Genomic DNA, 18,602 nt, shown 5'->3' with positions numbered 1-18,602 from the left:
GGTTCGGATATGGCACCGCGCGGGAGGCTGGTAGCGCTCCCGCGCGGTCTGGTGTGGGCGTCAGGCGTGGGCCCGGGAGCGGGTTACGGCTTGTAGGCCTCGCTGAGCTTGGAGGCCCACTTGCCGCCGTCGACCTGGTAGGCGGTCATCATGGTGTTGGTGGTGTCGCCGAACTCGTCGAAGGAGACCGGGCCGGTGACGCCCTCGAACTTGACCTTGGCCATGGCCGCGAGGACCTTGGCGCGGACCTCGTCGCTGCCGGGCAGCTTGCCGCCGTTGTCGGCGACGGCGATCTTGACGGCCTCGATGATCGACCAGGTGGCGTCGTAGGTGCCGCCGCCGTACGCCTCGTAGGCGTCCTTGTACCCGGCGTTCTTGTAGTCGGCGATGAACTTCTTGGCCGAGTCGAGCTCCTCGACGGGCTTGCCGACGGAGGTGGCGATGTCGCCCTGGGCCTTCTTGTTGAGCTTGATGAAGTCGGCGCTGTACATGCCGTCGCCGCCCATGAGCGGGATCTGCACGCTGTCCTTGAGCTGCTGGCTCAGCGGAGCACCGGCGGGGTACTCGCCACCGTAGTAGACGGCCTTGGCGCCGGACCGCTTGACCTTGGTGACGACGGCGTTGAAGTCGCGGTCGTCGGGGTTGACGTGGTCGGTGCCGACGATCTTGCCGCCGAGGGTGGTGAAGGTGTTCTTGAAGGACGCGGCGAGACCGGCGCCGTAAGGCTTCTGGTCGTCGATGAGGTAGACCTGCTTGATCTTCGCGTCGTTGAAGAGGTACTTCGCGGCGAAGGCACCCTGGATCTGGTCCGTGGTGGCGGTGCGGAAGTAGGTCTTGAAGGGACGCTTCTTGTCGCCGGTCTTCCAGTTCTCGCCCTGGGTCAGCTCGGTGCCCGTGTTGGCGGGGGAGACCTGGGTGAGGCTGGCGTCGTTGAGCGGCTTCTGCATCGACTGCGAGACGCCGGAGTTCAGGGGGCCGACCACACCGACAACGCTGTCGTCGTCGATGAACTTCTGGGCGTTCTGCTGGCCGACGGAGGGCTGCGCCTGGTCGTCGAGCGGCTTGACCTCGAACTTGATGCCCGGGACGGTGTTTTCCTTGTTCGCCGTCTTGGCCGCGAGGTCGGCGGAGTTCTTGATGCCGAGGCCGAGGGCGGACAGGTCGCCCGTGATGGGCGCGTCGACGCCGATGACGACGGTCTGGGTGTCGCCGCCGCCACCACCGCCGCCGTTCTTGCTGTCGTCGCGCGACCCGCAGGCGGTGAGTGTCAGTGCTCCGGTGGTGAGCACTGCGGTGAGTATGAACAACGAACGGTGTCGCACGAAAGGTCCTTTCCCTGGCGCGGCCTCCTCTGCGTGAGGTGCCGTGACGTTCGCCGGGCCGTACTGGGTGGTACAGGGCCGTGCTTGCAGACGCGCCCGGCGGCGCGGTGACTGGCCGTGACTCTAGGCGCAGGGGCGGGCGTCGGGGGTGGGTCCGCCGCAGGATGTGACTGTCTTGTTATGCCGTTGAGCAAGGCTTGAGGTGGCTGTGCGGACATGTACGTCTTTTTACCGGACGGTGAAGTGACCGCATTCTGAGAACACCCAGCTCTGCTAAGGGGCTTGAGCCGATCACGCTGCTGTCGCACGAGGTGGCGCGGGGTGCGGCGGGCGGAGGTGCGGCGAGGGTCCGGTGGCCGCCGGGCCGGGTGCCCGAGGGGCGGAAAGGGTCCGGGCGGTGACTACGCAGCGTCACCTTGGAGGTGGTGCGGTCGACTCGGCGTGGCACGCGTGATGGTGAGTTGGCCATACAACAGGGCGCTCGGTCAAGGGAGTTGATGCATCGAATGGCCAACTCCACCGCGTGTACGGGCTGTTGTGGACGGAAATGACTCTGCCCGGCCGGATTGTTCTCCGGCCGGGCAGGGGCGTCGCACCTCGTGGTGCGTTGTGCTGGGTTGTGGTGCGTTGTGGTGCGTTGTGGTGCGTCGCGCTTCCGGTCCGTCAGCCCGCGTCGGGGCGCGGGGCGTCACGGAGCATGCAGGTGAGGCGTGCGGTGCAGACCCGCTTGCCCGCCTCGTCGGTGAGGGCGATCTCGTACGTGGCGGTGGAGCGCCCGCGGTGTACGGGGGTGGCGACACCGGTCACGAGCCCGCTGCGCACCCCGCGGTGGTGGGTGCAGTTCAGGTCGACGCCGACGGCGAGCTTGGACGCACCGCCGTGGAGCATGGCGCCGACGGAGCCGAGGGTCTCGGCGAGCACGGCGGAGGCGCCGCCGTGGAGCAGCCCGTAGGGCTGGGTGTTGCCCTCGACGGGCATGGTGCCGACGACGCGCTCCGCCGTGGCCTCGACGACGGTGACGCCCATGCGTTCGCCGAGGTGCCCGGCGGAGAAGAGCGCGGGCAGGTCGACGCCGAGGGCGGCGTACTCGTCGATGATCTCCTGGGGGAACGTGGGTGCGGTGTGCTCGCCCATGGGCCTGCTCCGATCGTCTGCGGTGGTTCACGGCATCACTGTGTGCGTCGTTCCTATCAGACGACTGAGCGGACGCTTAGGGCGTGTCCGCCGGGCGCCCGCGCGGGCATGCGTGCGCAGGCCGCGGAACGCCGGTGCCCGGGACCGGGGCGGGCCCTCTCAGGGCCTCTCGTCCGGCGGGCCCGCCGTGGTGTTCTCGCACCGGACGACGACGGACTTGCTGGCCGGGGTGTTGCTGGTGTCCGCGGTGGAGTCGAGCGGGACCAGCACGTTGGTCTCCGGGTAGTAGGCGGCGGCGCACCCCCGGGCGGTCGGGTAGTGCACCACGCGGAAACCGGGGGCGCGGCGCTCCACGCCGTCCCTCCACTCGCTGACGAGATCGGTGTACGCGCCGTCGGGCAGGCCCAGGGCGCGGGCGTCGTCGGGGTTGACCAGGACGACGCGGCGGCCGCCCCGGATGCCGCGGTAGCGGTCGTCGAGCCCGTAGACGGTGGTGTTGTACTGGTCGTGGGAACGCAGGGTCTGCAGCAGCAGCCTGCCCTCGGGGACTTCGGGGTACTCGACGGGGGCGGCGGTGAAGTTGGCCCGGCCGGTCGCGGTGGGGAAACGGCGCTCGTCGCGTGGGGCGTGCGGGAGGGTGAAGCCGCCGGGGCGCGCGACGCGGGCGTTGAAGTCCTCGAAACCGGGGACGACGCGGGAGATGCGGTCGCGGACCGTGGCGTAGTCCCGTTCGAACTCCTCCCACGGCGTGGCCGACCCGGGCCCGAGTACGGCGCGGGCGAGCCGCGCGACGATGGCGGGTTCGGAGAGCAGATGGGGGCTGGCGGGAGGCAGGTTGCCGCGCGAGGCGTGGACCATGCTCATGGAGTCCTCGACGGTGACGAACTGCTTGCCGCTCGCCTGGACGTCCTTGTCGGTACGTCCCAGCGTGGGAAGGATCAGCGCGCGGGTGCCGGTCACGGCGTGCGAGCGGTTCAGCTTGGTGGAGACGTGGACGGTGAGGCGGGCGCGGCGCATCGCGGCCTCGGTGACGTCCGTGTCGGGGGTGGCCGCGACGAAGTTGCCGCCCATGGCGAAGAAGACCTTGGCGTCGCCGTCGCGCAGGGCGCGGATGGACCGGACGACGTCGTAGCCGTGGTGGCGCGGCGAGGTGATCCCGAATTCCTTGTCGAGGGCGTCGAGGAAGGCGGCGGAGGGGCGCTCGAAGATGCCCATGGTGCGGTCGCCCTGCACGTTGGAGTGGCCGCGGACGGGGCAGACCCCGGCACCGGGACGGCCGATGTCGCCCCGCAGCAGCAGGAAGTTGACCACCTCGCGGATGGTCTGCACGGAGTGCTTGTGCTGGGTGAGGCCCATGGCCCAGCAGACGATCGTGCGCTTCGAGGCGAGGACCATGGCCAGGGCCTGCTCGATGGTCTCGCGGTCGAGGCCGGTGGCGGTGAGGGTCTCGTCCCAGTCGGCCGCGCGGGCGGCGGCCGCGAACTCCTCGAACCCGTGGGTGTGCTCCTGGACGAACGCCTCGTCGACGGCGCCCGGGGTCTCGATGACCATCTTGTTCAGCAGGCGGAAGAGGGCCTGGTCGCCGCCGATCCGGATCTGGAGGAAGAGGTCGTTGAGCGCGGTCCCCCGGACCAGGCCGAGCGGCGTCTGCGGGTTCTTGAAGCGCTCCATGCCGGCCTCGGGGAGCGGATTCACCGAGATGATCTTCGCTCCGGCGGCCTTGGCCTTCTCCAGGGCGGAGAGCATCCGGGGATGGTTCGTGCCGGGATTCTGCCCGGCGACGATGATCAGGTCGGCCCGGTGGAGGTCCTCCAGGGAGACGCTGCCCTTGCCGACGCCGATGGTCTCCGTCAGCGCCGAGCCGGAGGACTCGTGGCACATGTTGGAGCAGTCGGGGAGGTTGTTCGTCCCGAACTCGCGGGCGAACAGCTGGAGCAGGAACGCGGCCTCGTTGCTGGTGCGGCCCGAGGTGTAGAAGAGGGCCTCGTCGGGGGAGGCGAGCCCGGTCAGCTCCTCGGCGATGACCGCGAAGGCCCGCTCCCAGCTCACCTCCTCGTACCGGTCGGCGCCCTCGGGGAGGTACATCGGGTGGGTGATCCGGCCCTGCTGGCCCAGCCAGTACCCACTGCGCGCGGCGAGGTCGGAGAGCGGGTGCGCGGCGAAGAACTCCGGGGTGACCCGGCGCAGCGTTGCCTCCTCGGCGACCGCCTTGGCGCCGTTCTCGCAGAACTCCGCCGTGTGCCGCCTGTCGCTCTCGGGCCAGGCGCAGCCGGGGCAGTCGAAGCCGTTCTTCTGATTGACCTTGAGCAGGGTCTGCGCGGTGCGCCGCGCTCCCATCTGCTGCTGTGCGACGCGCAGGCTGTGCGCGACCGCGGGCAGTCCGGCGGCGGCGTGCTGCGCCGGTCCGACCCGCGGTGCGTCCTGGACCGGGTCACCGGTGGGCGGCTTGGTGGCCATGGTGTGCTCCCCTTCGGGTCCGACTGCGGGGCGGCGCGGTGCGCGGCGCGCACCGGGGCCGTCCGTGTTCCTCGCTGTTCCTCGTTCTCCCCGTGATCCTGTCACGCGGGACCGGCGGTGGCACGGGCCCCGGGGCCCGCCGCAGCCCGGTCGGTCGGGAATGTCAGTGGTCCGTGGCAGGATCGGGGGCGTGGCTGAGACGGCATCGAAGAAGACGGCAGACAACCGACCGCGCCTGCTCCTGATGGACGGGCACTCCCTGGCGTACCGGGCGTTCTTTGCGCTGCCTGCGGAGAATTTCACGACAGGGTCGGGGCAGCCGACGAACGCGGTGTACGGCTTCGCGTCGATGCTCGCGAACACGTTGCGTGACGAGGCGCCCACGCATTTCGCGGTGGCGTTCGACGTGTCCCGCAAGACCTGGCGCTCGGAGGAGTTCCCGGAGTACAAGGCGAACCGCTCCAAGACCCCCGACGAGTTCCGGGGGCAGGTCGAGCTGATCGGCGAGCTGCTGGACGCGATGCGGGTGGACCGCTTCGCGGTCGACGGCTTCGAGGCGGACGACGTCATCGCCACGCTGGCCACGCAGGCCGAGGCGGCCGGCTTCGAGGTGCTGATCGTCACCGGCGACCGGGATTCCTTCCAGCTGATCACCGACAACGTCACCGTGCTGTACCCGACCAAGGGTGTCTCGGAGCTGACCCGCTTCACCCCCGCGAAGGTCGAGGAGAAGTACGGACTCTCCCCGCGGCAGTACCCCGACTTCGCGGCGCTGCGCGGCGACCCGTCGGACAACCTGCCGGGCATCCCCGGGGTCGGCGAGAAGACGGCCGCGAAGTGGATCAACCAGTTCGGTTCCTTCGACGAGCTGGTCGAGCGGGCCGAGGAGGTCAAGGGCAAGGCCGGGCAGAATTTCCGCGACCACCTGGACGCGGTGCGGCTCAACCGCCGGCTGACCGAGATGGTCCGCGACGTGGAGCTGCCGAAGACGCCGCAGGACCTGGAGCGCGCGCCCTACGACCGCACGGCCGTGACGGGCGTGCTGGAGGTCCTGGAGATCCGCAACCCGAGCCTGCGCGAGCGGCTGCTGGCCGTCGACCCGGGCGCGGCCGAGGACGAGGCCCCGGCGCCCGCCGCGGGCGTCGAGCTGGACGGCGCGGTGCTGGGCGCGGGCGAGCTGGCCCCCTGGCTCGCCGAGCACGGCGGGCAGCCGCTGGGCGTCGCCACGGTCGACACCTGGGCCCTGGGCAGCGGCGCGGTCACCGAGATCGCGCTGGCCGCGGCGGACGGCCCGGCCGCCTGGTTCGACCCGGCCCGGCTCGACGAGGGCGACGAGCGGGCGTTCGCCGCCTGGATCGCCGACGCGGACCGGCCCAAGGTCATGCACAACGCCAAGAGCGCCATGCGGGTCTTCCCCGAACACGGCTGGTCGGTCGACGGGGTCACGATGGACACCGCGCTCGCCGCCTACCTGGTCAAGCCCGGCCGCCGCTCCTTCGCGCTGGACGCGCTGACGGTGGAGTACCTGGGCCGTGAGCTGGCCCCCGCCGCGGCCTCCGAGGGGCAGCTGGCCTTCGGCGCGGACGACCAGGCGGAGGCCGAGTCCCTGATGGCCCAGGCCCGCGCGGTGCTGGACCTGGGCGAGGCGTTCACGACCCGGCTGGCGGAGGTCGGAGCCGACAAGCTGCTGCACGAGATGGAGCTGCCCACCTCCGCGCTGCTGGCCCGGCTGGAGCGGCACGGCATCGCCGCCGACCGGGCCCACCTGGAAGGCATGGAGCAGCAGTTCGCCGGTGCCGTGCAGCAGGCGGTGAAGGAGGCGCACGCGGCGGTCGGCCGCGAGTTCAACCTCGGTTCGCCCAAGCAGCTCCAGGAAGTCCTCTTCGGTGAGCTGGGCCTGCCCAAAACGAAGAAGACGAAGACCGGCTACACCACCGACGCCGACGCGCTGGCCTGGCTCGCCGCGCAGACCGAGCACGAGCTGCCGGTGATCATGCTGCGTCACCGCGAGCAGGCCAAGCTGCGGGTCACCGTCGAGGGCCTGATCAAGACGGTCGCGGCGGACGGCCGTATCCACACCACGTTCAACCAGACCGTGGCGGCGACGGGCCGGCTCTCCTCCACCGACCCCAACCTGCAGAACATCCCGGTCCGTACGGACGAGGGCCGGGCCATCCGCCGCGGCTTCGTCGTCGGCGACGGCTTCGAGACGCTGATGACGGCCGACTACAGCCAGATCGAGCTGCGGGTGATGGCCCATCTCTCCGAGGACGCCGGTCTCATCGAGGCGTTCACCTCCGGCGAGGACCTGCACACCACGGTCGCCTCGCAGGTCTTCGGCGTCGACAAGCCGGCCGTCGACCCGGAGATGCGCCGCAAGATCAAGGCCATGAGCTACGGGCTGGCGTACGGGCTCTCCGCGTTCGGCCTCTCCCAGCAGCTGAACATCGAGCCGGCCGAGGCCCGCGGTCTGATGGACACCTACTTCGAGCGCTTCGGCGGGGTCCGCGACTACCTGCACCGGGTGGTGGAGGAGGCCAGGGCCACGGGCTACACGGAGACGGTCTTCGGCCGCCGCCGCTATCTCCCCGACCTCAACAGCGACAACCGCCAGCGCCGTGAGATGGCCGAGCGGATGGCGCTCAACGCACCGATCCAGGGCACGGCCGCCGACATCGTCAAGGTCGCCATGCTCCACGTCGACCGGGCGCTCGGCGAGGCGGGGCTGAAGTCCCGGATGCTGCTCCAGGTCCATGACGAAATCGTCCTGGAGATCGCCGGGGGCGAGCGGGAGCGGGTTGAGGAGATCCTCCGTCACGAGATGTCCACGGCCGTGCGGTTGCGCGCCCCGCTGGACGTCTCCGTCGGTGTCGGCACGGACTGGGAGTCCGCCGCCCACTGACCGCCGACGGCACCGGACGGGCCGGGGGGTCACCCCATGGTCCGTCCGGTGGCCGCCGCGGTGGTCGTACGCGGCCGCCGCAGCCGGGCCCACGCCCCGTACAGCACCAGACCCGCCGCCAGCCCCGCCCCGGCGCCGAAGCAGATGGTCGGGATGATGTCCAGCGGGGTGTCGATGTGCCCGAAGTACGCGTACCAGCGCACGCACCGGTGGGCGACGCCGAGCAGGACGCAGACGCCCAGCAGGACGCCCGCCGCCCACCGCCCCCGGCGGCCCAGCACCGGCACGGACGGGGGGACCGGAGCCGCCCCGGCCCGCCGCAGCCCCGAGGCGGTGAACCACACCAGCACCGCCAGCGCCACCGCCGAAGTGCCGTACTGCACCAGCTGGAACACCGGGAACCCGCCGAGGCTCCCGTTGAGCACCGGCACCAGACGCACCCCCCAGCGGCCGTGATGGGTGAAGGCGTCCCACACGACGTGGCTGGCCGCGCCCAGAACCGCCGACAGCACGAACCACCCGGCCGCCCGCGGCCCCCAGGCCCTCGCACGCCCCCGTACGAAGGCGTGCACCCGCCCCTGCCAGGACTCCGGCAGCAGCGCCACCAGGGGTTCGCGCAGCAGCAGCCAGAGCGCCACCGCGGCCGCCGCGATCAGCACGTCGACCGTGAGCACGCCCCACACCGCGTGGGTGACCTCACCGAACTCCATGGCGCCCGGGATCGCCGTGTCCGCGAAGTACGTCATGTCGGGGGCGAAGGAGCCCGCCACGAGCGCCGAGGCGAACAGGGGCCCGCGCGCCGTCCCGTTCCGTCGTATCCCCGGGAGCACGGCAGCGGCATGACTGAGTGTGAACGGCATGGCGGCCAGTATGGGCGCGCTGCGTGGATGCTTCGGACACCGCCGTACAACTTGCTGTCCGGAACGTGAAAAAGAGGTAAGAACCGGTCGGTGCGCGGTGTCCCGGCGGTACGAGTTGCCGTAGGGTCGCCTGAGTCCGGCGCTGGGGAGCGCGGGGCAGCCGTCGAAGGGGAGGGGCCAGAGGTTATGGCAGCGCAATTCGGTCGCCGACTTCGCAGGGGGGCGACCACCGCGGCCGTGGCCGCACTGGCCGTGGCGGCGCTCTCCGCCTCGGGTGCCCCCGGAACCACACTGGTCACAGGGAACGGTGACCCGCAGGCCACCGGGTCGACCCCCGATCCCGACGACAGCGCGGCGACCGGCAACTCGCCGTACTACACGGACCTTCCCCCGCTGGACACCCCGAACAAGCCCGGCGCGTCCACCGGCCTGCCGGTCACCGGCCGTGCGGAATCCGGCATCCCGGCCTCGGTCCTGGCCGCGTACAAGAAGGCTGAGCAGACCCTTCGCACCGGCGACGCCGCCTGCCGGCTGCCCTGGCAGCTGCTGGCCGCGATCGGCAAGGTCGAGTCCGGCCACGCCCGCGGCGGCCGGGTCGACGCGAGCGGCACCACCTTCTCGCCGATCCTCGGCCCGGTGCTCGACGGCCGGGGCTTCGCCATGATCAAGGACACCGACAACGGGGCGTACGACGGGGACACCACCCACGACCGCGCCGTCGGCCCGATGCAGTTCATCCCGTCCACCTGGGCCACCTGGGGCCAGGACGGCAACGGCGACGGCCGCAAGAACCCCAACAACATCTACGACGCCGCGCTCGCCGCCGGGCGCTACCTCTGCGCCGGTTCCCGCGACCTGTCAACGGCCGCGGACCTCGACCGGGCGGTCCTGAGCTACAACCACTCGGACGCGTACCTGCGTACCGTCCGCTCCTGGTTCGACTACTACAAGCGCGGCACCCACGAGGTCCCCGACGGGACCGGCGCCGTCCCGCCCGGTCTCGGCGGCGGCACCGGTCCGTCCCCCTCACCGTCCGGGACGCCCCGCCCCGGCACCAAGCCGCCGAAGCCGGGCGGCGGCCCGAAGGACCCCAAGCCGAGTCCGAAGCCCACCCCGTCCGGGAAGCCGGCGGCCATCGAGAACGCCGGTACCGGCAAGCTGACCGCCACCGCCGGCGACGTCTTCGCCGAGCGGATCATGGTGCGGGCCGAGGACAAGCGCGGCGGCCCGCTGGCCAAGGTGTCGGTGACCTTCGCCATCACCAGCGACACCGACGCCGCCTTCGCGGGCGGGAGGAAGACGGCCGTCGTGCGCACCGCCGCCGACGGTACGGCCACCGCCCCGGCACTGAAGGCGGGCGAGAAGACCGGCCTGTTCACCGTGCGGGCCACGGTCACCGGCAGCTCGCTGCCGCCCGTCACGTACAGCGCCACCGTCACCGCCCGGCGGGCCGACGCGATCGCCCGCACCGGGGACACGGCGCTGACCGCCGCCCCCGGGGCCCGGTTCGCCGACGCCGTCGAGGTCAAGACCACCTACAAGGGCGCGGTCGCGGCCGGGGTCACCGTCACCGCCACCATGATCACCGACGCCGGGGAACCGGCCGAGAACGACAAGGGCCCCTACTTCAAGGACGCCGACGGCAAGCCCGTCCGCACCCTCACGGCACTGCGGACCGGCGCCGACGGCACCCTGGAACTGCCGCAGATCTACGCCGACGGCACCGAGGGCACCTTCAAGCTGCGCCTCACCACCGAGGGCGGCGCCACGCTCGTCGTCGAGCTGAAGGTCGAGGCCTCCGAGCCCACCACGACCCCCTCGCCCGGCGAGTCCTCCGACGGGGGCGCCACCCCCGCGCCCGGCGTGAGCCCCTCGGCCACCGGGAGCCCCTCCACCGCCGCGAGCCCCAAGGCCTCCACCGCCTGATCCGGCCCGCCCGGCCGCACCACCCCAGCAGCCCCTTTGCCACCACCCGGCAGAGGGGCTGTTCCACGTGTTCTCATCTCGCGCCCGCGTTGCTACGGTGCCCGCACCCTGACGGCCCATCAGATTGATGTTCTCCGGGAGGACCGCATGCGTGCCCTCGTCGCCGCCGCCATCGGACTGGCCGCCGCCCTCGCGCTCGTCCTCACCATCAGCGCGATCGGCGCCCCGCCCGGAAAGACCTCGCCCAAACCCCTGCTGACCACCGTCCCCGGCCCCAAGAACTAGGGGGTGGCACCACCATGCGCCGCCGAGCCAGCCTCGTACTCCTGGCCTTCGCCGTCTTCTTCACCGCCCTGTCGCCCCTGCTGCGCTGGTACGCCTTTCCCAGACTGGCGAAGATCCCGCCCAGCCAGTACCAGGAGACGGTGCTGGAGGCGAAGCCCGCCACACTCCTCGACTACAACGACAACATGAAGGTGAAGACGGTCCCCAAGGTCACCATCGTGCAGACCCTCAAGGGCAACGTCGAGGAGTCCGAGCGCATCGAACGCAGCGCGGGCCGCGACGTCGTGGTCTGGGACGCCCTCAGCTACGTGGCCGGGCCGGACGGCAAGATGGTCTCCGAGATCCCCGAGCGCTACATCTTCGACGCCCACAGCCAGGCCCCCGTCCACGCCACCGGCGAAATGGTCGACGGCGACCCGGTCCGGCGCGAGGGCATCGAGTTCAAGTGGCCCTTCCTCACCGAGAAGCGCGACTACGAGTACTTCGACGCCCAGGCCCGCACCAGCTCACCCATCCACTACGGGGGCACCCGCACCTTCCGCGGCATGGAGGTCTACTACTTCGAGCAGACGATCCCGTGGACCAAGGTCCCGATGCCGAAGAAGATGCCGATCCAGGGCGTCAGCCCGGAACAGATCGCCAAGACCGGCATGACCCGCTGGTACACCACCAAGCGCATGTTCTGGGTGGACCCGGTCACCGGAGCCCCGGTCAACGGCGAGGAGATCCACAAGGAGGAGCTGCGCAACGCCAAGAAGATGGGGATGCCCGAGGACACCATGACCGTGTTCGCCGGACACGTGAAGATGCGCCCCGACTACGTCGAGTCGATCGTCGACCTCGTCAAGTCCCAGCGCCTGCTGGTCCTGCTGCTCACCGCCTACCTGCCCTGGGGCTTCCTGGTCCTCGGCGGCGGACTGCTCGCTCTCGCCCTGTGGCTGGAGGCCCGCTCCCGCCGCCCGGACGCGCCCGCGGAACCGGACCCCGCCCCTACCCCCGCCTGAGCCGGGCGCTGGTGAACCGGGTCGCCTGCGCCGTCGCCGGATCCTCGGGCCACGGATGCTTCGGGTAGCGGCCGCGCAGCTCCGCCCGCACGGCCCGGTAGCCGTCCTTCCAGAACGACGCCAGATCCGCCGTGACGGCCGCGGGGCGCCCGGCCGGTGACAGCAGGTGCACCAGCACCGGCACCCCCGCCACCCGCGGCGTCTCGCGCAGCCCGAACAGCTCCTGGAGCTTCACCGCCAGCACCGGCTGCGCCCCGCCGTACTCCACCCGCACCCGGGAACCGCTCGGCACCTCGATCCGTTCCGGCGCCAGCTCGTCCAGCCGCACCGCCTCGCCCGTCGCCCACGGCAGCAGCCGCCGCAGCGCCTGCCCCGCGTCGATCCGGGCCAGATCCGCCCGCCGCCGGGCCCGCGAGAGCTCCGGCTCCAGCCACTGCCCGGTACGCTCCAGCAGCGCCTCGCGGGACATCCCGGGCCAGGGCTCGCCCAGCTCGCGGTGGAGGAAGGCGAGCCGCTCCCGCAGCTGCTCGCTCTCCCGCGTCCAGCGCAGCAGCCCGAGTCCCTCCCGCCGAAGACCCTCGACCAGCGCCTCCCGCACCGCGTCCGGCACCGGACGCGTGAGAGGGCGCACCGTCAGCTCGATCGCACCCAGCCGCTCCACCCGGCGCGCCACCACGTCGCCGTCCGCCCAGCGCACCTCCTCGCCGTCCCGGAGCAGGTGTCCGGCCGCCGCCCGAGCGGTGCCCTCGTCGATCACCGCGGCCAGCCGCACCCGCGCCGACGCCGCGTGCACCGGGCGGTCCGCCACCGCCACCGCCAGCCAGGGCGCACCGCGCAGCCCCGAGCCCTCCCCGCTCTCCGCACCCGTCCCGGACGCCATCAGGAACGCCCCCTCGCCCCGGGCCCGCGCCACCCGCTCCGGGAAGGCCAGCGCGGCCACCAGCCCCACGGCCGCGTCCTGCGTCCCCGGGTGCCCGTCCGCCCCGCCGAGCGAGGCGGACAGCCGCTGTACCTCCTGCCGCCACCGCGCCGCGTAACCGTCCCCGCCCCGCCGCGCGGTGCGCAGCGCCGCCGCCAGATCGTCCCCGTATTCCCGGGGCGGCTCCTCGCTCAGCAGCGCCACCACCTCGGCGGCCCGCCGCCCGCCCACCTCGGCCGCGCCGTCCAGCAGCGCCCGCGCCAGCCGGGGGTGCAGGCCGAGCCGGGACATCCGCACGCCCCGGTCGGTCACCCGCCCGTCCGTGTCCACCGCGCCGATCGCCGCCAGCACCTCGCGCGCCGCGCCCATCGCACCGGCGGGCGGCGGGTCGAGCAGCGCGAGGCCCGAGGCGTCCGGATCGCCCCAGCACGCCGCCTGGAGGGCGAACGCCGCCAGGTCCGCGACCCGGATCTCCGGGGACGGGAACCGCGCCAGCCGCCCGTCCTCCGCCTGCGCCCAGCACCGGTACACCGTCCCGGGCGCCTCCCGCCCGGCCCGGCCCGCCCGCTGCCGCCCCGCCGCCTGCGAGGCCCGCACCGTCGTGAGCGCGCTCAGCCCCCGGGCGTGATCGGTACGCGGCTCCCGGGCCAGCCCCGAGTCGACCACGACCCGCACCCCCGGCACCGTGAGCGACGACTCCGCCACCGAGGTCGCCAGCACCACCCGCCGCCCGCCGGACGAACCGGCCAGCACCGCGTCCTGCACCGCCGCCGGGGCACGCCCGTGCACCTGGAGCACCTCGGCGCCCGTGCCCGTCAGCTGCCCCGCCACCCGCCCGATCTCGCCGACGCCCGGCAGGAAACACAGCACGTCGCCGTCCCGCTCGGCCAGCGCCCGGCGCACCGTCGCGGCGACATGTGCCAGCAGCGCCGGATCGACCCTCATCCCGTGCGGCGGCCGCACGGGTGCCGCGGGCGGCGCCCAGACCACCTCCACCGGATGCGCGACCCCCTGGGCCTCGACCACCGTGGCGTCGCCCAGCAGCCGCGCCCAGCCCGCCGCGTCCGTCGTCGCGGAGGCGGCGACCAGCCGCAGACCGGGCCGCAGGGTCTCGCGCACATCGAGCAGGAACGCGGCGACCGTGTCCGCGTCCAGATGCCGCTCGTGGCACTCGTCGATGATCACCGCGTCGACCCCGGCCAGCTCCTGGTCGCGCTGGAGCCGCTGGAGCAGTACCCCCGTGGTCACCACCTCGACCACCGTGCCGGGCCCCACCACACGCTCCCCGCGCACCGTGAAGCCCACCCGCTCGCCGGCCCGCTCCCCGAGGAGCCACGCCATCCGCCGCGCCGCCGCCCGCGCGGCGATCCGCCGGGGCTCGGCGACCACCACCCGGCGCACCGGGCCGCGCCCGGTCAGCCCGGCCAGTACCAGCGGGACGAGCGTCGTCTTGCCGGTGCCGGGCGGCGCGCACAGCACCGCCACGCCACGGTCGTCGAGCGCCCGCTCCAGGGCGGGCAGCGCGGTGCGTACGGGCAACTGGTCCAGGGCATCGGTACGGATCACGCCCCCAGTCTCGTACGCCGCCGGTCCGGCCCGTACCCCAGTCGCGTACGCCGCCGGTCCGGCCCGTACGCGGACGGATCAGCCCCGTGCGCGTACGGGCCGGCCGCGGACGGGGATCAGTCCCGTACGCAGACGAAGATCGCGGTGCCCGGGATGAGGTTGCCGCGCAGCGGGGACCAGCCGCCCCACTCCTGGTGGTTCCAGGCCGGCCACTCCGGCTCGGCCAGGTCCACCAGCCGGAAGCCGCCCGCCACCACGTCCCGCACCCGGTCGCCCAGCGTCCGGTGGTGCTCGACGTAGACGGCCTCGCCCCGCTCGTCCTGCTCGACGTAGGGGGTGCGGTCGAAGTAGGAGGCCGCGACGGAGAGGCCCTCCGGACCCGGCTCGTCCGGGAACGCCCAGCGGACCGGGTGCGTCACCGAGAAGACCCAGCGGCCGCCCGGCCGCAGCACCCGGCGCACCTCGCGGAAGACCCGCACGGGGTCGGCCACGAACGGCACCGCGCCGTAGGCGGAGCACGCCAGGTCGAAGGAGCCGTCCCGGAACGGGAGCACCCCGGCGTCCGCCTCCACCAGCGGAACCCCGCCGCCGATCCGCAGGGCGTGCTGCAACTGCCGGTGCGAGAGGTCCACCGCCACCGGGCGGGCCCCCTGGGCGGCGAGCCAGCGCGAGCACTGCGCGGCGCCCGCGCCGATCTCCAGGACGTCCAGCCCGCGCAGCGAGGCGGCGGGGCCCAGCAGCCCGGCCTCCGCCTCGTCGAGGCCCTCCGGCCCCCAGACGAAGCGGTCGTCACCTAGGAAGCCGCCGTGGTCGCTCTGGTACTCGTCGGCGTTCCGGTCCCACCAGCCGCGGCTTGCCCGGCTGCTCTCGGTCTCCGACGCCTCGCGGCGGGTCGCCTCGGGTTCGGCCGCGTAGATCTCTTGGCTCATCGTGTCCGTCGTTGTAGTTTGCCTTCACCCCGCCGCATGCGGCACGCACCAGGGGGTACTTGTGAGTACGGTGCCTGTGCGCACGGATTCTTCCGGGGCGGATCCGGCCACAGAGCGCACGAGTTGCACCGGATATGCGCCGGAGCGCCCCCGGTGTGCGCCTTCGCGCATTGACCGTGCCCGGCTGCCCCCGTATGCTACAAGTTGCGCTGCGAGCCTGCGCGCCTCAGACCTAGCAGGCCGCGCTCGCATCTGTTGTATGCCCCTCGGTTCACGAGGCGCCTCCCGCCAAGCGGGTCGGCGCTTCCCGAGCTGTCTGGAATTCGGCAGAGGTGATACGGGCTCCCGGCGTAGCAGTACCTACGACTCACTGTCCGTACCGGAGCCCTTTCCCACATGACGAGCAGCACCGAGACCACCGCCACCACCCCGCAGGTAGCGGTCAACGACATCGGTAACGAGGAAGCCTTCCTCGCCGCGATCGACGAGACGATCAAGTACTTCAACGACGGCGACATCGTCGACGGCGTCATCGTGAAGGTCGACCGGGACGAGGTCCTGCTCGACATCGGTTACAAGACCGAAGGCGTCATCCCTTCCCGCGAGCTCTCGATCAAGCACGACGTCGACCCGAACGAGGTCGTCAAGGTCGGCGACGAGATCGAGGCCCTGGTTCTCCAGAAGGAGGACAAGGAAGGCCGCCTCATCCTGTCCAAGAAGCGCGCTCAGTACGAGCGTGCCTGGGGCACGATCGAGAAGATCAAGGAAGAGGACGGCATCGTCACCGGTACCGTCATCGAGGTCGTCAAGGGTGGTCTCATCCTCGACATCGGCCTCCGTGGCTTCCTGCCGGCCTCCCTCGTCGAGATGCGCCGTGTCCGCGACCTCCAGCCCTACGTGGGCAAGGAGCTCGAGGCCAAGATCATCGAGCTGGACAAGAACCGCAACAACGTGGTCCTGTCCCGCCGTGCCTGGCTGGAGCAGACCCAGAGCGAGGTCCGCCAGACGTTCCTCACGACCCTGCAGAAGGGTCAGGTCCGCTCCGGCGTCGTCTCCTCGATCGTCAACTTCGGTGCGTTCGTGGACCTCGGCGGCGTCGACGGTCTCGTGCACGTCTCCGAGCTGTCCTGGAAGCACATCGACCACCCCTCCGAGGTTGTCGAGGTCGGCCAGGAGGTCACCGTCGAGGTTCTCGACGTCGACATGGACCGCGAGCGCGTCTCGCTGTCGCTCAAGGCGACGCAGGAAGACCCGTGGCAGCAGTTCGCCCGCACGCACCAGATCGGGCAGGTCGTTCCCGGTAAGGTCACCAAGCTCGTTCCGTTCGGTGCGTTCGTGCGCGTCGACGAGGGCATCGAGGGTCTGGTCCACATCTCCGAGCTGGCCGAGCGCCACGTGGAGATCCCGGAGCAGGTCGTCCAGGTCAACGACGAGATCTTCGTCAAGGTCATCGACATCGACCTCGAGCGCCGTCGCATCAGCCTCTCGCTGAAGCAGGCCAACGAGTCCTTCGGTGCCGACCCGGCCTCGGTCGAGTTCGACCCGACCCTGTACGGCATGGCCGCGTCCTACGACGACCAGGGCAACTACATCTACCCCGAGGGCTTCGACCCCGAGACCAACGACTGGCTCGAGGGCTACGAGACCCAGCGCGAGGCGTGGGAGACGCAGTACGCCGAGGCGCAGCAGCGCTTCGAGCAGCACCAGGCCCAGGTCATCAAGTCCCGCGAGGCCGACGAGGCCGCTGCTGCCGAGGGCGCTGCCGCCCCGGCCGGTGGCGCCCCGGCTGCCTCCGGCGGCAGCGGTGGCGGCTCGTACTCCTCGGAGTCCGCGGACAACTCCGGCGCCCTGGCGTCGGACGAGGCCCTGGCTGCCCTGCGCGAGAAGCTGGCGGGCGGCCAGAGCTGACGCTCCGTGCCCCCTCCGGCCGATGATCGGCCGCAGTAGGTGAAAGTGAGGCCCGCTCCCTTCGGGGAGCGGGCCTCATGCGTGTCCGCGACCGCCCGCGGGGCCGCTACGGGGTGACGCTGATGTTGGTCAGCCCCTTGCCCCCGGTCACCGTGTTGCTGCTGTAGACGGTGGTCGGACAGCCGGAGCCGTAGTTGGTGACGTTGATCGCGAGGCGCTTGTCGCCGGAGGCACCGCTCAGGTCGGAGGTGTTGCCCCGGAAGACGGTGCCGCAGCCCCAGCCGCTCTGCTGGGTGTGGGTCTCGTAGCCGGTGTTGGCGGTGTGGGTGCCCTTGTTGTTCTCGACCAGGACGTCGTTGCCCTTCACGTCGACCCAGGAGTCGTCGAAGTGGACGCCGGTCAGTCCGCTGCCGTCGAAGGTGTTGCCGACGATCCGGACCCCGGTGGTGCCCTCCTTGACGTCGACGTTCTCGCCGCCGACCCCGGGGCCGATCGTGTTGTCCAGGATCTGCACCCGGTCGCTCCGGTCCGAGAGGTCGTTGGCGGTGCCGACGTACACGCCCTCGCCCATGCCGCGTCCGTCGTTGCCGGTGTCGTAGATCCGCGAGTTCTTGAGGACGCCGTCCTTGCTGGACTTGCGGAAGTGGACGCCCTCCATGGCGAGGCCATGCACGGTCACCGAGTCGATGACGACGCCGGTGGCGGTGTCGGCCATGATCCCCTTCTGGCCGCCGGTGACGGTGATGCCCCGGACGGTCCAGTAGGAGGCGCCGTTGAGATGCAGCCCGTAGCCCCCGCTCGCGGTGAGGACCGCCTTGGCCGAGCCGGTGAGGGTGATCCGGGCGGCGGCGGTGGCGGGGACGGTCGCCTTGAAGTTGCCGGTGTAGGTACCGTCGGCGAGCCGGATGGTGTCGCCGGGGGAGGCCGCGGCGAGGGCGGACTTGAGCTGGGCGGCGGTGCTGACGTCGATGACCGCGTCGGCCCCGGCCGCGGTGGCGGCAGCGAGGGCGAGGCCGCAGGTGGCGAGGGCGGTGGCAGGCAGGACCGGGAGCAGCGTGCGGGTGCGCATGGGGGGTGCCTTCCCGTCGAAGGAGTTCGAGGTTCTCGTACATGAATGCGGGGCGAGCCTCTGAACGTGCTGCCCAGTGACGGTAGGGACGCCGTGCGGCCGTGTCAATGTCTGGACCAATGCCGCACGAGGTTCCCGGATGGGCGGTCCGGGCGAACCGGGGAACGCATGTGTGGGACGGGTGGGGCGGCCGGGGTGCGGCACGGCCCGTTGTCGTCGGCAGCGGTCCCGTGCAGCCGCCAACTCAACTGGTACGGGGCGCTGTTCGGGCGCGTGACGGTCAAGAGGCGGGCTTCCGGGCGCCGGTGTGGAACGGCTCGG

The 18,602-nt window shown here is 71.9% G+C and carries 12 protein-coding genes; 5 read left to right on the top strand and 7 right to left on the bottom strand.

Annotation, left to right across the window (positions count from 1 at the left end):
* Positions 1 to 83 precede the first annotated feature (83 nt).
* From ACFVWY_RS15670 to ACFVWY_RS15660, 3 genes are all read right to left on the bottom strand, one after another.
* On the bottom strand, positions 84 to 1,307 hold the full coding sequence (locus ACFVWY_RS15670; RefSeq protein WP_389871973.1) for a branched-chain amino acid ABC transporter substrate-binding protein: 1,224 nt from the start codon (positions 1,305 to 1,307) through the stop codon (positions 84 to 86).
* 678 nt (positions 1,308 to 1,985) lie between these two features.
* Entirely contained in the window at positions 1,986 to 2,456 is a 471-nt protein-coding gene (locus tag ACFVWY_RS15665; protein ID WP_389871914.1) for a PaaI family thioesterase, read from the bottom strand.
* Between the two features lie 159 nt (positions 2,457 to 2,615).
* Positions 2,616 to 4,913, bottom strand: coding sequence for an FdhF/YdeP family oxidoreductase (locus ACFVWY_RS15660; protein ID WP_389871912.1), 2,298 nt, complete (start codon positions 4,911 to 4,913; stop codon positions 2,616 to 2,618).
* A 190-nt stretch (positions 4,914 to 5,103) separates the two neighbouring features.
* Between ACFVWY_RS15660 and polA the strand changes: the two genes are divergently transcribed.
* Complete coding sequence (polA, locus tag ACFVWY_RS15655; RefSeq protein WP_389871909.1) at positions 5,104 to 7,815, top strand: DNA polymerase I; 2,712 nt, start codon at positions 5,104 to 5,106, stop codon at positions 7,813 to 7,815.
* A gap of 29 nt (positions 7,816 to 7,844) precedes the next feature.
* Here polA and ACFVWY_RS15650 read toward each other — a convergent pair whose 3' ends face one another.
* The gene (locus ACFVWY_RS15650) at positions 7,845 to 8,675 is read right to left on the bottom strand and encodes a DUF4184 family protein (protein ID WP_389871908.1); all 831 of its coding nucleotides are present in this window, start codon (positions 8,673 to 8,675) and stop codon (positions 7,845 to 7,847) included.
* A gap of 186 nt (positions 8,676 to 8,861) precedes the next feature.
* Between ACFVWY_RS15650 and ACFVWY_RS15645 the strand changes: the two genes are divergently transcribed.
* From ACFVWY_RS15645 to ACFVWY_RS15635, 3 genes are all read left to right on the top strand, one after another.
* Entirely contained in the window at positions 8,862 to 10,601 is a 1,740-nt protein-coding gene (locus ACFVWY_RS15645; RefSeq protein ID WP_389871905.1) for a lytic transglycosylase domain-containing protein, read from the top strand.
* 147 nt (positions 10,602 to 10,748) lie between these two features.
* Positions 10,749 to 10,886, top strand: a complete 138-nt coding sequence (locus ACFVWY_RS15640) for an SPW_0924 family protein (RefSeq protein WP_352274982.1) — start codon at positions 10,749 to 10,751, stop codon at positions 10,884 to 10,886.
* Positions 10,887 to 10,900: 14 nt separating this feature from the next.
* Complete coding sequence (locus ACFVWY_RS15635; RefSeq protein ID WP_389871903.1) at positions 10,901 to 11,890, top strand: DUF3068 domain-containing protein; 990 nt, start codon at positions 10,901 to 10,903, stop codon at positions 11,888 to 11,890.
* Here ACFVWY_RS15635 and hrpB read toward each other — a convergent pair.
* Both hrpB and ACFVWY_RS15625 read right to left on the bottom strand, forming a co-directional pair.
* Positions 11,877 to 14,375: an ATP-dependent helicase HrpB gene (gene hrpB, locus ACFVWY_RS15630; RefSeq protein WP_389871901.1), complete on the bottom strand. Its 2,499-nt coding sequence runs from the start codon at positions 14,373 to 14,375 to the stop codon at positions 11,877 to 11,879. The two genes, ACFVWY_RS15635 and hrpB, sit on opposite strands and share 14 nt — an antisense overlap.
* A gap of 116 nt (positions 14,376 to 14,491) precedes the next feature.
* Complete coding sequence (locus tag ACFVWY_RS15625; protein ID WP_389871899.1) at positions 14,492 to 15,304, bottom strand: class I SAM-dependent methyltransferase; 813 nt, start codon at positions 15,302 to 15,304, stop codon at positions 14,492 to 14,494.
* A gap of 396 nt (positions 15,305 to 15,700) precedes the next feature.
* Here ACFVWY_RS15625 and rpsA point away from each other — a divergent pair, with 396 nt between their 5' ends.
* Positions 15,701 to 17,212 carry a 30S ribosomal protein S1 gene (gene rpsA / locus ACFVWY_RS15620; RefSeq protein WP_072483117.1) on the top strand — a complete coding sequence of 504 codons (1,512 nt, stop codon included), beginning with the start codon at positions 15,701 to 15,703 and terminating at the stop codon, positions 17,210 to 17,212.
* A 106-nt stretch (positions 17,213 to 17,318) separates the two neighbouring features.
* Here the strand turns inward: rpsA and ACFVWY_RS15615 are convergent, their stop codons facing one another.
* Positions 17,319 to 18,281: a nitrous oxide reductase family maturation protein NosD gene (locus ACFVWY_RS15615; protein ID WP_389871896.1), complete on the bottom strand. Its 963-nt coding sequence runs from the start codon at positions 18,279 to 18,281 to the stop codon at positions 17,319 to 17,321.
* Between the last annotated feature and the right edge of the window lie 321 nt (positions 18,282 to 18,602).

The organism is Streptomyces sp. NPDC058195 (genome assembly GCF_042883525.1).
Classification (GTDB): Bacteria; Actinomycetota; Actinomycetes; order Streptomycetales; family Streptomycetaceae; genus Streptomyces.
Note: the sequence above shows the minus strand (reverse complement) of the source record. Positions and strands in the feature narration are given on the sequence as shown.

What these genes read in the sequence shown, in the direction of transcription:
- ACFVWY_RS15665 (WP_389871914.1), bottom strand. Translation starts at nt 2,456, where the DNA reads ATGGGCGAGCACACCGCACCCACGTTCCCCCAGGAGATCATCGACGAG.
- ACFVWY_RS15660 (WP_389871912.1), bottom strand. Translation starts at nt 4,913, where the DNA reads ATGGCCACCAAGCCGCCCACCGGTGACCCGGTCCAGGACGCACCGCGG.
- ACFVWY_RS15650 (WP_389871908.1), bottom strand. Translation starts at nt 8,675, where the DNA reads ATGCCGTTCACACTCAGTCATGCCGCTGCCGTGCTCCCGGGGATACGA.
- ACFVWY_RS15645 (WP_389871905.1), top strand. Translation starts at nt 8,862, where the DNA reads ATGGCAGCGCAATTCGGTCGCCGACTTCGCAGGGGGGCGACCACCGCG.
- ACFVWY_RS15640 (WP_352274982.1), top strand. Translation starts at nt 10,749, where the DNA reads ATGCGTGCCCTCGTCGCCGCCGCCATCGGACTGGCCGCCGCCCTCGCG.
- ACFVWY_RS15635 (WP_389871903.1), top strand. Translation starts at nt 10,901, where the DNA reads ATGCGCCGCCGAGCCAGCCTCGTACTCCTGGCCTTCGCCGTCTTCTTC.
- ACFVWY_RS15625 (WP_389871899.1), bottom strand. Translation starts at nt 15,304, where the DNA reads ATGAGCCAAGAGATCTACGCGGCCGAACCCGAGGCGACCCGCCGCGAG.
- rpsA (WP_072483117.1), top strand. Translation starts at nt 15,701, where the DNA reads ATGACGAGCAGCACCGAGACCACCGCCACCACCCCGCAGGTAGCGGTC.
- ACFVWY_RS15615 (WP_389871896.1), bottom strand. Translation starts at nt 18,281, where the DNA reads ATGCGCACCCGCACGCTGCTCCCGGTCCTGCCTGCCACCGCCCTCGCC.